Origin of the sequence: Erwinia sp. S38 (assembly GCF_016624545.1) — a bacterium.
In the GTDB taxonomy this organism is placed as follows: domain Bacteria; phylum Pseudomonadota; class Gammaproteobacteria; order Enterobacterales; family Enterobacteriaceae; genus Erwinia; species Erwinia coffeiphila.
This window is the reverse complement of the sequence record NZ_JACVTS010000044.1, coordinates 1-13755: the sequence shown is the minus strand read 5'-3', so window position 1 is coordinate 13755 and position 13755 is coordinate 1. Positions and strand designations below refer to the sequence as shown.

14 protein-coding genes and 1 pseudogene are annotated in these 13755 nt (G+C 49.3%); 4 read left to right on the top strand and 11 right to left on the bottom strand.

Features of this window, described 5'->3' with window-relative positions; genetic code table 11:
• Positions 1 to 511: 511 nt before the first annotated feature.
• The 3 genes and pseudogenes from IBT46_RS26510 to IBT46_RS26500 all read left to right on the top strand — a co-directional run.
• Positions 512 to 1040 (top strand): annotated as a pseudogene (locus IBT46_RS26510) (helix-turn-helix domain-containing protein); the annotation flags it as partial.
• Between the two features lie 59 nt (positions 1041 to 1099).
• A complete protein-coding gene (locus tag IBT46_RS26505) occupies positions 1100 to 1789 on the top strand; it encodes an IS6 family transposase (protein ID WP_200548066.1) in 690 nt (229 codons plus the stop codon).
• A gap of 633 nt (positions 1790 to 2422) precedes the next feature.
• Positions 2423 to 2650 carry a YgdI/YgdR family lipoprotein gene (locus IBT46_RS26500; RefSeq protein WP_200548065.1) on the top strand — a complete coding sequence of 76 codons (228 nt, stop codon included), beginning with the start codon at positions 2423 to 2425 and terminating at the stop codon, positions 2648 to 2650.
• 177 nt (positions 2651 to 2827) lie between these two features.
• Here the strand turns inward: IBT46_RS26500 and IBT46_RS26495 are convergent, their stop codons facing one another.
• Both IBT46_RS26495 and IBT46_RS26490 read right to left on the bottom strand, forming a co-directional pair.
• Positions 2828 to 3868 carry a TIGR04086 family membrane protein gene (locus IBT46_RS26495; protein ID WP_200548064.1) on the bottom strand — a complete coding sequence of 347 codons (1041 nt, stop codon included), beginning with the start codon at positions 3866 to 3868 and terminating at the stop codon, positions 2828 to 2830.
• Between the two features lie 871 nt (positions 3869 to 4739).
• On the bottom strand, positions 4740 to 5393 hold the full coding sequence (locus IBT46_RS26490) for an alpha/beta fold hydrolase (protein ID WP_234480317.1): 654 nt from the start codon (positions 5391 to 5393) through the stop codon (positions 4740 to 4742).
• Between the two features lie 15 nt (positions 5394 to 5408).
• Between IBT46_RS26490 and IBT46_RS26485 the strand changes: the two genes are divergently transcribed.
• Complete coding sequence (locus IBT46_RS26485) at positions 5409 to 5795, top strand: hypothetical protein (RefSeq protein ID WP_234480316.1); 387 nt, start codon at positions 5409 to 5411, stop codon at positions 5793 to 5795.
• Here the strand turns inward: IBT46_RS26485 and IBT46_RS26480 are convergent.
• From IBT46_RS26480 to murQ, 9 genes are all read right to left on the bottom strand, one after another.
• Complete coding sequence (locus tag IBT46_RS26480) at positions 5792 to 6337, bottom strand: CpmK protein (protein WP_234480315.1); 546 nt, start codon at positions 6335 to 6337, stop codon at positions 5792 to 5794. The genes IBT46_RS26485 and IBT46_RS26480 overlap by 4 nt on opposite strands.
• Positions 6334 to 6882 carry a CpmJ protein gene (locus tag IBT46_RS26475; protein WP_200548061.1) on the bottom strand — a complete coding sequence of 183 codons (549 nt, stop codon included), beginning with the start codon at positions 6880 to 6882 and terminating at the stop codon, positions 6334 to 6336. Before IBT46_RS26475 ends, IBT46_RS26480 begins: the two co-directional genes overlap by 4 nt.
• Complete coding sequence (locus tag IBT46_RS26470; RefSeq protein ID WP_370569549.1) at positions 6879 to 7721, bottom strand: SUMF1/EgtB/PvdO family nonheme iron enzyme; 843 nt, start codon at positions 7719 to 7721, stop codon at positions 6879 to 6881. The genes IBT46_RS26475 and IBT46_RS26470 overlap by 4 nt, the downstream gene beginning before the upstream one ends.
• A 909-nt stretch (positions 7722 to 8630) precedes the next feature.
• Entirely contained in the window at positions 8631 to 9005 is a 375-nt protein-coding gene (locus tag IBT46_RS26460) for a DUF202 domain-containing protein (protein ID WP_200548060.1), read from the bottom strand.
• Positions 9006 to 9344, bottom strand: coding sequence for a YidH family protein (locus IBT46_RS26455; protein WP_200548059.1), 339 nt, complete (start codon positions 9342 to 9344; stop codon positions 9006 to 9008).
• A gap of 199 nt (positions 9345 to 9543) precedes the next feature.
• Complete coding sequence (locus tag IBT46_RS26450; RefSeq protein WP_200548058.1) at positions 9544 to 10239, bottom strand: sugar-binding protein; 696 nt, start codon at positions 10237 to 10239, stop codon at positions 9544 to 9546.
• Positions 10240 to 10241: 2 nt separating this feature from the next.
• Positions 10242 to 11093: a MurR/RpiR family transcriptional regulator gene (locus IBT46_RS26445; protein WP_200548057.1), complete on the bottom strand. Its 852-nt coding sequence runs from the start codon at positions 11091 to 11093 to the stop codon at positions 10242 to 10244.
• Between the two features lie 12 nt (positions 11094 to 11105).
• Positions 11106 to 12458, bottom strand: a complete 1353-nt coding sequence (locus tag IBT46_RS26440; RefSeq protein WP_200548056.1) for a PTS transporter subunit EIIC — start codon at positions 12456 to 12458, stop codon at positions 11106 to 11108.
• Positions 12448 to 13362: an N-acetylmuramic acid 6-phosphate etherase gene (gene murQ / locus IBT46_RS26435; protein ID WP_200548055.1), complete on the bottom strand. Its 915-nt coding sequence runs from the start codon at positions 13360 to 13362 to the stop codon at positions 12448 to 12450. Before murQ ends, IBT46_RS26440 begins: the two co-directional genes overlap by 11 nt.
• Between the last annotated feature and the right edge of the window lie 393 nt (positions 13363 to 13755).

Below are 13755 nucleotides of genomic sequence, written 5' to 3'. Positions count from 1 at the left end.
TTCTGAACTTTTGCTTTGCCACGGAACGGTCTGTGTTGTCGGGAGGATGCGCGATCTGATCCTTCAACTCAGCAAAAGTTCGATTTATTCAACAAAGCCTATGCAAGGTTAGAAACACTGATTTTTAAAAGTTTTTATAAAAATACGGCCCGCAATTTCGGGCCGTTTTATTGCATGTGAAAACAATCCATTCACTGCCTCCCGAACTTTTAAGTGCCTGGAATTTTCGCATCCAAAAATATTGATTCCGGAAGAGTTCAGGATTGCTTCTGATAGAGACTCTGGTGACCTGACATGCAGATAAATACGATTAGCACTGTTATGAGTGAGTCATAAACTGATGAACCAATGTCGTAAAATTTAACATAATGTACATTATGCGCGCCAAGTGCGGGTGTTAATTATGTTAAATATCAACCTGATAATGTCACTTTTTAGCTAGTTTCTAATGTCACCCAGTTACGGCGCGTTTACCACCTTTTCTGGGAGATTTCTGCTGATGCTGGTGACCATGTCGAATAAAGAACTTCACCGTCTTCCCGTCATTCAGGCTGTTATCGAAAAACGTCTGCGCCGCCGTGATGCAGCTCACTGAACGTCAGGTTCAGCGGTTGATGAACCGCTATCGCGAGTCCGGCGCTGTCGGGCTGACGATAGCGCGCCGCGGTAAACCTGGTACTCACCGGATTGACGATGCGCTGCGATGCCAGATACTGACGCTGCTACGTGAAAATTACATCGGTTTCGGACCCAAACTTGCCGCAGAAAAGCTCCAGGAGCTCCACGGGAACGCGGTCTCCTTTGAGACGCTGCGATGCAGGATGACTGCTGACGGACTCTGGATCCCGCACGCTCGCCGTCAGCCCAGGATTTATCAGCCCCGCCAGCGGCGGGATTGTCTTGGAGAACTCATCCAGATCGACGGCTCTCATCATGACTGGTTCGAAGGCCGCGCACCAAAATGCTGCCTGCTGGTTTACATCGATGACGCGACCGGTCGTCTGATGCACCTGCGCTTCTGCCAGAGTGAATCAGCCTGGCTCTGTTGCATTAAGAAGTCGTCAGATAACATGCTGTTTTTTTTCGATATTACCTGACTATGCAGCCGCTCCGAAAAGCCTTCAAACGTCTGCACTGCCCTGTTGATATTATTGCTCAGTGTGTTCACTGGTATCTGGCTTATGCCCTGAGCCTGAGTAATCTCGAGGAAATGATGGCTGAGCGCGGCATTGTCGTTGATCATTCCACACTTCACCGCCGGGTTATCCGCCTGGTGCCGTTGCTGGACAAGGCCTTTCGCCGACATAAGCGCACAATAGGTCGGCGGTGGCGGATAACCTACATTATAATCAAAGGTCAGTGGAAGTATCTGTACCGCGCAGTGGATACCGACGGCCCGACCATCGACTTTTTACTGACGGCTGAACGGGATACCGCAGTGGCCCTGTGCTTCTTCCGCAAAGCCATTCGCCAGCCTGGCGAACCTGAAGTGGTGACCATCGATAAAAGTGGTGCCAGTACAGCGGCACTGGTCACAGTCAATGACAACAAATCAGAAGAAGAAGTCATCACCATCAGGCAAAACAAATATCTTAATAGCCTGATTGAGCAGGATCACCGAAATATCAAACGACGGATACGTCTGATGCCGGGATTCAAATCGTTTCGCCGGGCGCAGACGATACAGGCCGGCATTGAACTGCTCCACATGATAAGAAAAGGGCAATATCAGCATCCGGCAGGTGACGGGATGTCACCCGCAGAACAATCTTATCTGTTAGCTGCCTGAAAAATCAGCAGCATACATTTTGCTGACATGCATACGCTAATGCGACAGAGCCAGCAAGCTTGATGGCTTCCTAGGGGAAATCTGGCGAGTGTTGTTCACGTGGCTTTTTGGTCGCCGTTGGTTTTGTCATATGAGTCACCTCTGGTTAAGAGTTTACTCACTTAGTCTCGTGTCCACTATTGCTGGGTAAGATCAGGTTGGACTTACCCCGGCCCGGTAGACGATCCTGCCCTATAGTTGAACCGACCCACGACAGTAGAAATTTACACCCTTGTTGTGGACTGTCGGGCGCCGCTCGTGACTTCTCGAGTCTGTAAAGGGGATCAATATCTCAACTGCGATATATACAAAAACCCTTCAAGAAACTCAAAAACAGCTATCCTTAAAAAGCCGATTATTTCGCTGATGTACTGGAAAGTTAACCTGTTTCTGAGTGAGATTGTTCCTTTGTTTCCATGATCCTGTTTTTGAATGCACAGGATGTCAGCTGAAGTGTGCTTTGAAAGCATGCAGAGTAACATTGAAATTCTCAGACCAGATTTTTGCAGTATTGACATGCACGGGAGCGGATGTAAAAGGGTATTCATTAGAGAAGATGCAGGTGAATTCTATAACTGATAGAGGGATTAAACTATGAAAAAAATTTTTTTAACAACCTTCGCTGCGATTGTTGCCCTGTCAGTACTTACGGGGTGTACCCGTACGAGCTATGCCATACACACCAATGATGGCAGAACGATTATAAGTGACGGAAAACCTAAAGAATCATCAACAGGCTTAATTGGTTATACGGATGCTAATGGAGTGAAGCAGCAGATAAACAGACAGGATGTGAAAGAAGTGTCGGAAATACCTCACTGACAGAAAAAATCCAGCGAGCAGGCTGAAATCCGTTTACGTGGTCTGTTCGCACTTTGTCTAAATCATGAAAATGAGCTGACCACACCAGTCAGCACCGTATATCATTCCAGGCATTAATTAACTGTTTAATATTCACTTATTCCCGGGCTGTGTCTTGCCAGCCCGGGAATGGTGATATTACGCCCGGGTACGTCGGTACTCAGGGTGCGTGTTGACTCCCCAGAGGCCGGCAAAGGCACTTACCACTGCACCAGTCAGCAGTGCTATAAATGACCACAGAGCCATTCTTGCACCAGCACTGGCTGCAGCGTCAGCTTTTTCAATGGCTTCTTTTTTGAGTTCAGCATAGCGCTCTTTGGTCTCATTCAGTTGCCCCTCAACGTCATTAAGACGTTCCCTGACCTGAGCTGTGGCGTTATCACGGGTTTGAATAAAGTTTTCGACAGCCTTGTCTGCTTCCTGATCCGTCATTGTGGTATTGGCAGACAATGCTTTTTTAACATCTTCCCGGTCTACAGATTTAGTGACACGTTCTGCACGCGACTTAAGTCTGTCGCTAAGACGGTCAAGAATAGCATCACTGCTATCAGGACTGACAGCGAGATCCTTCAGTGCGCGGGTAATGTCATTACCTGCCGCTTTAAGTTGTGTCTGAAGGTACTCAGGCTGAAGTTCCAGGATGCCTGATTTTTTGAGCGCATCCGTAATTTTCTGGTCTGCGTTATTTGAATCAAAGCTGGTATCCAGACCCAGGCTTTCAGTAAGCCCGGAGGCAACATCTGCCGAGCCGCCAGCAGCTTTTCCAGCCAGACTGCCTATACCGCTCACTGCACTCCCGGTTGCAGATGCAATACCGCTGACAGCACTGCCCGCCGTGTTCAGTACGCCCCCTACCGCAGCAAATCCCAACACAGAAGCAATTATCAGCGAAGTGGCCCAGCTCAGAAAACCGTGAACGGTCCCGTCCGTCCCGGCAAGACGCCCCGCAATAAACCCGCCACAGGCCAGGCTTATCACAACAGAGACAACAGACCAGGCTATCACAGCCTTATCAGCACCATTAATGATATCTTCTGATTTAGGCTCTAACATTGAGAGACCAAGGCTCGTTCCGAGCGTTGTGAAAAGCAGTGACAATGCAATGGCTGTAACCACCCCTGCAATCACACTTCCCCACGAAATACGTCTGACCAGAACAGCATCTTTATGAATTTCCATAATATGTCCTTAAATTATAAAAAATGCACAGTTGCTTCAGAAGTGTAGGACCTTTTCAGGAATATTCCGAACGCTCAGGACTCAAAATGTTTCCTGTAAGCAGAACATTTATTCAACTTGTTATTTTTTCTAATGATTATTCAGGTTCTCATTAGAGCGTGGTGGAAATCACTCCTGCCTGATATCAGTACAGGCAGTGTTTTTAACAACGTGGTCAATGTTAAGGATTACGGAAATCATTACACACTGCAGTACATTAAAATTGGCAAAAGCGAACATTCATCAGCATTATCAGTTCCGGATAACTCATTATACAACAGAGGCTTAACGGGGGCTTGTCAGGGTGTAATATGAAGGAAGGATTTAAAAATATAGCTATTTCATATACCAAATATGATACCGGTTATAACAGGGTTGTTTAACTATGACTGTGGCAACCAACCCTGCAATGAAAAATCTCATCCCACTATGATATACAGGCTCCAACGAGGACACCTGCCTAAGCTGCCCCGGATGTTGTCTGTCCCGGCTTTAGCAGCTACATGCGAGAGAATGCTGGTCAGGGAGAGGGCGTGCCAAACCGTGTGGTTCACTCTCAAAATTTAACTGGTATGCAGATGGTGCATCTGCGGGTTATCACCGGAAACAGGCTCACGACGCCAGCCCGACTGCTCCATCACCTGGTCCAGACCGGTGAGGTTACCGGTGATACGCTCCGGCAGCGGGTAGCGCTGCGTGGAAGCCTTATCAAACCCGCCATCCTGGGCAGCCCGGTTTATTCAGATACCTGACACTAAAGGATTCAGTTGTATTGTGTCACTTCCCGATAGATCGTGGCGTACATCAGCAGACAGCAAAGATTCCAGACCCCTCACTGCTTCTGCAGAAACTCATCCAGCACTGGCAGTAACCACTGCACCTGGCTTTCCTGAACAGAATGGTCAGTGAATGGCAGATTCAGAAACATAGCTCCTGCCACCCGGTCTGCCAGTTCGACAGCATTAGCGCGAGAGACAAGCTGGTCTTCATCGCCCCGCACGACCAGCAGGCGGGCACGGATGTTACGCACGGATTCGCCCGGATAGCCTGCTTCACTGTCGTCAAGCCAGAGCTGCCGCACTGCCGCCATCAGCCTCTCAAAATCAGGCTCAGGGTTCAGTGCAAGGTAGCGATCGACCTCTCGAGGGAACGTTTCACACCAGTCTGCCGCGGTGATGTTCGCGTACATCTCTCTGGTTGGGTCGTCCTGTGATAACGACCAGTGCGCGCCGATCGTAATAAGCTTGTCGATCCAGGTCTTACCGCTCGCGGCTAAGCGCAGGGCCGCAATGCCGCCGTCACTGTGGCCAATTACGCTTGCGCTGGTAATTCCCAAATGCCGGATAACAGCCTGCACATCCTCCTGAATACGCCTGTATGTCAGGGGATAAATACCGAGCGTGGATTTTCCATGTCCCTGACTGTCGATGCCGATCAAGCGGTAGGTTTTTCCCAGATGCGACGCCAGCGTATTGAAGGTTTGCATATCACCGAGACCTCCATGCAGAAAGAGCAGTGCCGGGCCGTCCTGATTGCCCTGTTGTTCGTAATAGATGCGCGCGCCGTTGATTTGAAGGTGTACACCGTCCAGGTGGTTGAAGACTGTCATGCCATTGAGCCTTTTCATGATGGTTGTGGATACTTGTATCGTATCAGTTTAATACTGCAAATGGCTGAGTTTCAGGAATTGGAAACAATCTGGAATGCAATTTCATGTATTAAAATTGATGAGGCTGAACTGACGCTGGCTTTGAAAAAAAAATCTGATGCTGAGGCTGTTGAGAAAGACGGTATGAGGGCATTGCATCAGTATCATTCTTTATACTGCTTAGCGAGGTCCCCTGTAAAACTTGGCGCCATAAAAAACGTTCTGCAGCCCATCTTCTAGTAAAATAAATCAAGTTGTTCAGGTTCACTGATAAGCCTTATATTTCCCTGAGAGTCGGTATTAAACCGGGCATGATAGCGTACTGAATCAATCCCCATGACCAGATTATCCAGGTCGGTATTGGCAACGCGCACTGAGTGATTTTTCGCCCAGGCGGGCAGTGCATGAATATAATAGGTGAAGGTGACATCAGTAATGCCTGCGTTTCCTGTCGAAACAGCCTTTATGAATCTGACACGCATGGTTCCGTAGCAGAAATCATGATGTTCAGAGAAAAAAGACTGACCATAAGGGGTTAGCTCCCATATTTTACTCCCTGTTTTCACATGAGATGAAATCAGGCCAGCTTCGACAAGCGCTTCCATTTTTGCATTAACCCACAGATCAGTACCTGCTATTATTCTAACCGGCCATTGCTTCTCACCCAGACACAGAGGCTGCTGATTAAGTGACTGCTGTATCAAATCATGATATAGACTCTTTTCCCCTGCATGGCTGCAGAAGGGGAGGAAGAAAAGTAATATACCTGCGATAAGTTTCAACGAAATTTCTCCATGTCCAGAATTTGAAAAGCTTCATCCACATCATCAAAGTACTGTTTTGTAAGGTAAATGCCTTCAGGGTGCCAGTAAAAAATCGATGTACCGGGATCTTCAATGTTTTTTTCCAACTGAAATCGCGAAAACCTTACCCGCGATTTGTCGGTAACATCCCCATTCCCCGAGCTGCCTGCATATTTGGTCGCCCTGATAAGGTAAACGCGCCCTTTATAGCGATGAAGTTCTGTACCGCTTATTTTAAGAGATGATGCTGACAACCTGAAATTTTCCCAAGTAAACCCGTCGTCGTCAGGAACCGGGACGATAAACCAGTCTTTCCCCTGTCTGATAAAGATGTTGAAAGTATCACCGGGATGAGAAGTGTTATTGTCATAAGTGGCGGAAAAAACAGCGTCAGGTGAGCCATCATTATTCAAATCAAGGCTGGTCAGGCCCTTATTCAGGGGGATGCGGGTGTCAGCCTGTGACAAAGCCGGAATGCTTATCAGCATGGCCGCCAGTATTTTAAAAGGCATTTTCAGGTTCAAAATTTTCGCACCAGTCTGAACCCCGTATCAGGCAGCGCGTAGCCGGCACTGTGGGTGTCGCAGCCAGCCAGACTACCCGTGCGTATCAGGTAACTGCCGCCACAAAAATAATACATTTTCACTCCGGAAACGGTGTCGAAATCATCAACCCATTCCGAAACGTTACCGCTCAGATCATACAGCCCAAGTGCATTTGGTTTCAGCGTTTTAACGCGGGTAGTACCGAAATTCGGATCATCAAACTCTGGAAACCAGGCGACAGCTTTTGCGTTGTTGCTGCCAGCGAATCTGAAACCATAACGGGCATTATCCAGTCCGGCTTTACCTCCCCTCGCAGCTACCTGCCATTCCTCAGTTGTGGGTAAGCGGTAACCATCAGCCCTGGTATCCTGTGTAAATTCGTAACTGGAACTGTCACGTGCAGGTACGCCCTTCCTGGTTAAATAGACGGGTCTCAGTCCTGTCTTTTCACTCAATGCATTTGCAAAAATCACTGCATCTGACCATTCAACGCTGGTTACCGGATGTGTACCATCGTCTGTATCGGATTGCAGGCAGTCCTCGAAAGTTGCACCGTTACATCCGACGCCGAACGTATAACCACGTTCAAGAGCCCATTCGTGAACATCTGAATAAAGCCGGTAGGTGACTTCAGTACGCATTATCCTGTAGGAATTCAGCGAGATATTTGTATGTGCTGCATAGTCATGTTGGCCAAAAACGTTACCGACATAGTACCTGCCTCCGGTAACCACCACTTCATCAGTTGATTGTGCTACGGCGGCAAATGTGGAAAAAGCAGATAACAGATAAAGAAGTTTATTTTTCAAAGTGCCCACCTGGCTGATTTCACGCTGCTGGTTTCTTAATCTGATAAACTATAACAATATTATGGAATTAGAGTTAATAATATCTAACAGTAAAAACCAGAAATTACTTTCCAACCTTCCTTACCCACAGTCCGGCAACCTTCTTGCTGAAAACACTCTGCTGAAAAATGGAGCGCCAGAACCCGAGAGCGGCAGTATAGATGCCCTCCGGCGCCGGTGGGGATTACAGGAAGGAATATCCCGCAATCACCTCATATCTCTGCCAGACCGACCGGTCCTGGGTAATGACTCCAATTTACTGGTAATGATTTATCGTCAGACAGTGCCCGATAACTTTGTCATGCAATTCCACCGATTTTTAGAACGACAGTCACTTTCTACAAGGTATTGTCAAATGAATACTAAGATTTAGTATGCGGTGACATTAGTTGAATAAATAGATATTATGCTGCGGCCCAACAAAACCCCACTCTTCCGCAACTTGAAATCAGTAGGTTAAGGTCATTATCGAAAAATTCTCGTAATAGTTAAAAGCATCATCTACCAAATAAGGACTGCTAAAGCTGCATAATTTCCTATTATCCAACAAAGTCTTAAGAGAGCATTATTATTTTAGGATTTTTTTCTCCGCATCAGAACTTTGGATTTTCTTCTTAGCTTCATGCAGTTCGAACTGTTCTGGCGTCAGATTAAATCCAGCGGGCGTTATTCCTTGCATTCAGGATGTAGCTTACTGTCCCAGAGGGTAATATCTGAATGGCTGACATTAATCGCCTCAACGGTTTTTACGTAGGTATAGCCGTGGTCAACAATCAGTCGACCTGCTTCAAGCTTAAGTTATGCCCTGAAATGTTAAGCCATTTGATCACCTTTAGTGTTGTGGAATTGAGTATATCACCTTCGATCAGGTGGACAGAATCAGTGTGCCACGACAGTAAAACTCCTGATTATATCGATAATCTGGCGTATGTGCGTAACAGCAAACAGTATTGCGAGGGATAACACTGCAAGTGAAATCATAAGTTTCGCAAAAACCACACGATATTCAGAAAAATTGTAATGCACCACATCCAGCAAAATTAAGCTACGACTATAGCGCCAGAGGATAATTGCAACCGTAGCCAGCACGGCAATATAGACCCAGAACAGAGCTTCAGCCTGAGGCTGGTTATATTTTAGCATTAGCGCCATAAGTGCACCACATCCCAGCAGGGTACGAAACCACGCCAATGATGTTCGCTCTGGTTGAAGTCCCGGATCGGCGACACTGCGAGCTTTACGGCTATCCGGCATTCACACCAACGCTATCATCACTATCATAGCCACGATCATCAAAATCAGGCTGATTACCAAAAGGCTTTGAGTGTATGGCAGGTCCTCCTTCAGCCGCATTGCCTTCTCATTACGTAACCAGCGCAGATAGCCATATATTGCCAGACTACCGGCAAACAGACACAGCAACAGTGCCAGCAATTCCCTAATAACAGGGGAGGTAATCTCCGGAGCCAGTTGGTCCAGCCCCACCCCCGCAGCAAGAAATCCAAGTGCGGTGCGGATCCACGCCAGAAAAGTACGTTCATTTGCCAGTGAGAAACGATAATCCGGTGCTTCTCCGAGGCGGGAAATCTTCATCAGAACTCCTTTTCAGTGTCTCGGTTTTGTGACTCTAATAACTGCGAACGCTTAACTACTGATATTCTCTGCGTCATCCAGTAAAGGGAGACCTGATGAACATCAGAGTATATAAATCGCGGTACTGGGTACGCCAAAGTTCAGCACTGCTTTGTTAAGTTTCTTTGTGTTTTTCATGATGTGCTCCTCACAGGAAGATCTATTTAACCAATGAACAGGTGCCAAATGCGGAAGGAATATGAAAATCGGGCTTCGCAGAATCCGGTTTGACCCAACTTATCCACTCACGGTTTTGCCCACCCTGTCCGTCAGCGCTGAACTCCCCACGCATGATGGCGCACATCAGGTTTTTACGGCCTTTGTCCTGCCAGAGCTTAAGCGTATCCAGCTCTTTAATATCCACTTTTCCCACGACTCGATAGCCATTGGGCGTCGGACTGGCGACAATTTTCAGCGATTGCCAGTTCCATGTCTGATCGACTTTACGATAGAACTCAGCCTTTGCGTCAAACACCCGACCTCGTGAGTCCATCTCTGCGGTGTAGTAAGGTTGCAAAGCTTGGCCGGTGGAGAAAAAAAGCTCCACCCGGTCGGAGGCCAGCACAGCTTCATCCTTATCTGGCTGGTTGCCAGCTTGGACATCATGGTCCTCAACGTCAAAGCGGAACCAGATGGCCTCTGGCGTCCAGAGAGCACGAAACTCAGTTTTCGGTGCCGGAGCGTTTTTCCACGGGAAACTAAAGTCCGTCAGTGCATTAGCCTTCGTCCACACACTCTCCTGCGCGGCATCCTGCAATGAATGAATGCTGTCGGTATAGACGATGGCATAGTTTTTAGCCTGGCAAACGCCCGCCACGAGCAGCAGCGTCGCCCCGAGATACAGTCCACTCTTCATTGTTAACCTCGCATTTGCTGATGCCTGTCTACAGCGATCATGGCAGTTTGCATGCTGTCATGAGAGATCAGGCTATTAATTTTGAAAAAAAGAACATCGAAGGCAATCATCTGTAAGATCTGCGGCGTCACCATACCCAGCTGTTCATGGGCTTCGGTGTAGCTGTATGCGATAACGTGTTCCGCCAGCGCGCTGGCTCTGTTTTTTCCGTAGCGGGTCAGTGCAATAGTCTGCGCACCCTTGTCGCGGGCAAGGTTCAGAGCCTCTATCACCTCGTCACTCTCACCTCGAGCCGAAATAGCCAGCAGAACATCACCGGGGCGTAGGAGCGACGCCTGTATCAGCTGGGTGTGATAGTCATAGTTAAACAACACGTTCAGCCCGCAGCGAATAAGCTTGTGATTCATATCGAGCGCAATAACGGCAGAGGAGCCTATTCCCACAAGCACAATCCTACGGGCATTAACCAGTAGCTGCGCACAGGTGTCTATCACTTCAGGTTCAATCAAATCCAGCGACTGTTCTATCTTGCTGGTGAAAAGTCGCTTCGATTTCGCCACGATTTGCACAGTACTATCCCCGGCCTCAATCCCCTCATAGATCTCCTGCCTGATTGCAACGCTTTCAGGCTTTGCAGCAGCTAACTGCAGCTTCAGGTCGGGGAAACCATTGCAGCCCAGCATTCTGGCGTAGCGAATCACAGTGGAGTCACTGATCTTCAGAGCCTGCGCCACCCGCGTGGCGCTCATCGCGGAAAGGTCAAACCCCTGCTCAATGATAAAGGCCGATATTGCCCGTTCGCCGCGCTTTCCAGTATGCACCAACGCCCTGATTTTGCTGATAACCGTTTCCATAAATCACCCGAATTACTCTATTGGATCGTTAAAGCCCAGCAGCATAGCCGCGATGAAACCGACGATCCAGGCGCAGCCTACCGCCAGCAGAAAAGGCACGATCTGGCCTGGTCCCACAAGTGGCAGCAGCGATAGCCCGGCAGTACCGAACGGGATAATGATGCCAATCTTGCTGGCCGCAATGACCGCACCACCCGCCGCGCCGCCGATGCAGCCTGCGATAAAGGGTTTACCCAGCGGCAGCGACACGCCAAACAGCAACGGCTCTCCTACGCCGATAATCCCCACAGGCAGCGCACCGGCGATGGTTTTTTTCAGGCGCGGATTTTTCGTCTTCAGATAGACATAAGCGGCAGCCCCTACCTGCCCCATCCCACCCATCGCCAGTATTGGGAAAAGGTAATTGAGGCCAAAGGTGTCAAGGATCTGAGCGTGGATCGGGATGAGCCCCTGATGCAATCCAGTCAGCAAAAGGAACAGGAACCCGCCGCCCAACACCGCGCCGACAATCACCGATGCCGCTGAGTGGTTGAGCAAGGCCAGCGAAACCAAATTACCCAGCCAAAGGTTGATCGCATGGGCCGCAGGCTGCAGAACCAGTAGCGCCACCATCGAAGAGATCATTATCGTCACCATCGGAGTCAGGATCAGATCAAGACTCTCCTTGCACCAGTTGCGAAACCAGAGTTCGAACTTAGCCGCAAACGCGCATACCAGCAGCACGGCAAAAATGCCTCCGCCGCCCGGTGTCAGGGCAAAACCGAACAGCTTAATACCCGCCAGATCCGGAGCGGTAAGGATTGCCGCCATGACTGCACCAATCGCCGGGGAGGCCTGTAACTCTTTCGAGGTGTTCATGCCAATCATTAAGGCCAGTACAGCGAAAACCGCTTTGCCGATAACGGTGAACAGCGTGAACAGCTCCTGATGGCTGGTCACCAACCCCGGAAACAGCAGCTTCACGACGTTGATCAGGCCCAGGATCAGACCACAACCAATCAGCGCCGGGATCGTTGGAACAAAAATCGCCGCCAGAGTGTTAAGTGCCCGACGCACGGAAAAATGTTTCCTCTCCGCTGATACCGCAGGAGCGGAGTCCGACCCGCCACGCCTTTTATTTAGCACTCCCGCAACTTTCGCAGCCGTACCCATCCCAACAATAATCTGAAACTGCTCGCCTGCATCCACTACGCCTTTTACGCCCTCGATTTTACGCAGCACGTCGGCATTAAATTGCGCGCGATCGGCCAGCACGATGCGTACCCGGGTCATACAGTTCGTCAGCGTGACGACGTTACCAAAACCGCCAATATTCTGCTCAATAGCATCTGCTACCGCTTCCAGGTGCTCTATCTTATTCGCCATATTTCCCTACGGCCCCTAGCTGTGATGTTAACGTACGAAATGGCTCTGCGGCTCGGGTCAGCGCCTCTTCTGGGGGCAGGTTCAGTAGCTGGCGCAGCACCGCCGCACGCACGCTATATCCTACCGATTGCAGCAGATCTCTGGCACCTGGCTCGTCAATCGAGCAAATCTGACACACCATATATTCCGCGCGGCGGTAGAGTTTTTCGTTAGACGCCTTCACATCGATCATGAAATTGCCATGCACCTTGCCAAGCCGTGTCATCACTGCGGTACTAATCATCCCGAGCAACATCTTTTGTGCCGAACCACTCTTCATACGAGTAGAACCGGAGAGCACCTCCGCTCCCACGTCCGGCGCGATAGCAATATCAGCCTGGTGCGAAATAGCGCTGAGGCCGCGAGTGGTAAGTGCGATGGTTTTAGCCCCCGTCTCTTTGGCATAGTCGAGGGCTGCCTGCACGAACGGCGTGCGACCGCTGGCGGCAATACCCAGCACCACGTCTTCCTCTGCCAGCTTTCTGCTATGTAGTGCTGCTACTGCGGCAGAGCGATCATCTTCGACGTTCTCCACGGCGCGCAGCATAGCGTCCAGCCCCCCCGCGATAACCGCCTGAATCAGCTCAGGATCGGTGCCGAAAGTGGGCGGACACTCAGCGGAGTCCAGCACCCCAAGGCGTCCGCTGGTACCCGCCCCGACGTAAAAGAGCCGACCGCCCTTTTTCATCTGCGCCGTAATCAGGCGCACTGCGGTTTCCACCTGAGGTAAAACCTGGTTGATTGCCTGCGGAACGCAGGCATCATGTTGATTAAGCAGCACCAGCATATCCGGCAACGGCAAATCCGCGAGATTGGTGGTGTCGCTATTCTGTTCCCGGCTAATGGTCTGAAATAGTATATCCATGATGGCTGGGTTTCCTTTAAAAGTTGCAATTCGGCATATTTAGCATATAAAAATGTCGACAGGCAACAATTTAGTCAAAGGAGTGTGATTGCGAGCGGAAAAACAACGATCTAAGCGCCGAAAATTTACTACCAGTTGTAGCTGCCGGCGGCATTTTTAGACCTCCTGCTGGTATGCCTGTTTGCGGCAAAGTTTGAATTTTGGTTGTCATGATCAACTGATACTGGCCATCACATTAGACTGTAAATAATACCGTCATGTCACTTCGATTTGTTTGGCGTTAAGCCTCCATCGGGCTTTGTTGAATAAATCGAACTTTTGCTGAGTTGAAGGATCAGATCACGCATCCTCCCGACAACACAGACCGTTCCGTGGCAAAGCAAAAGTTCAGAA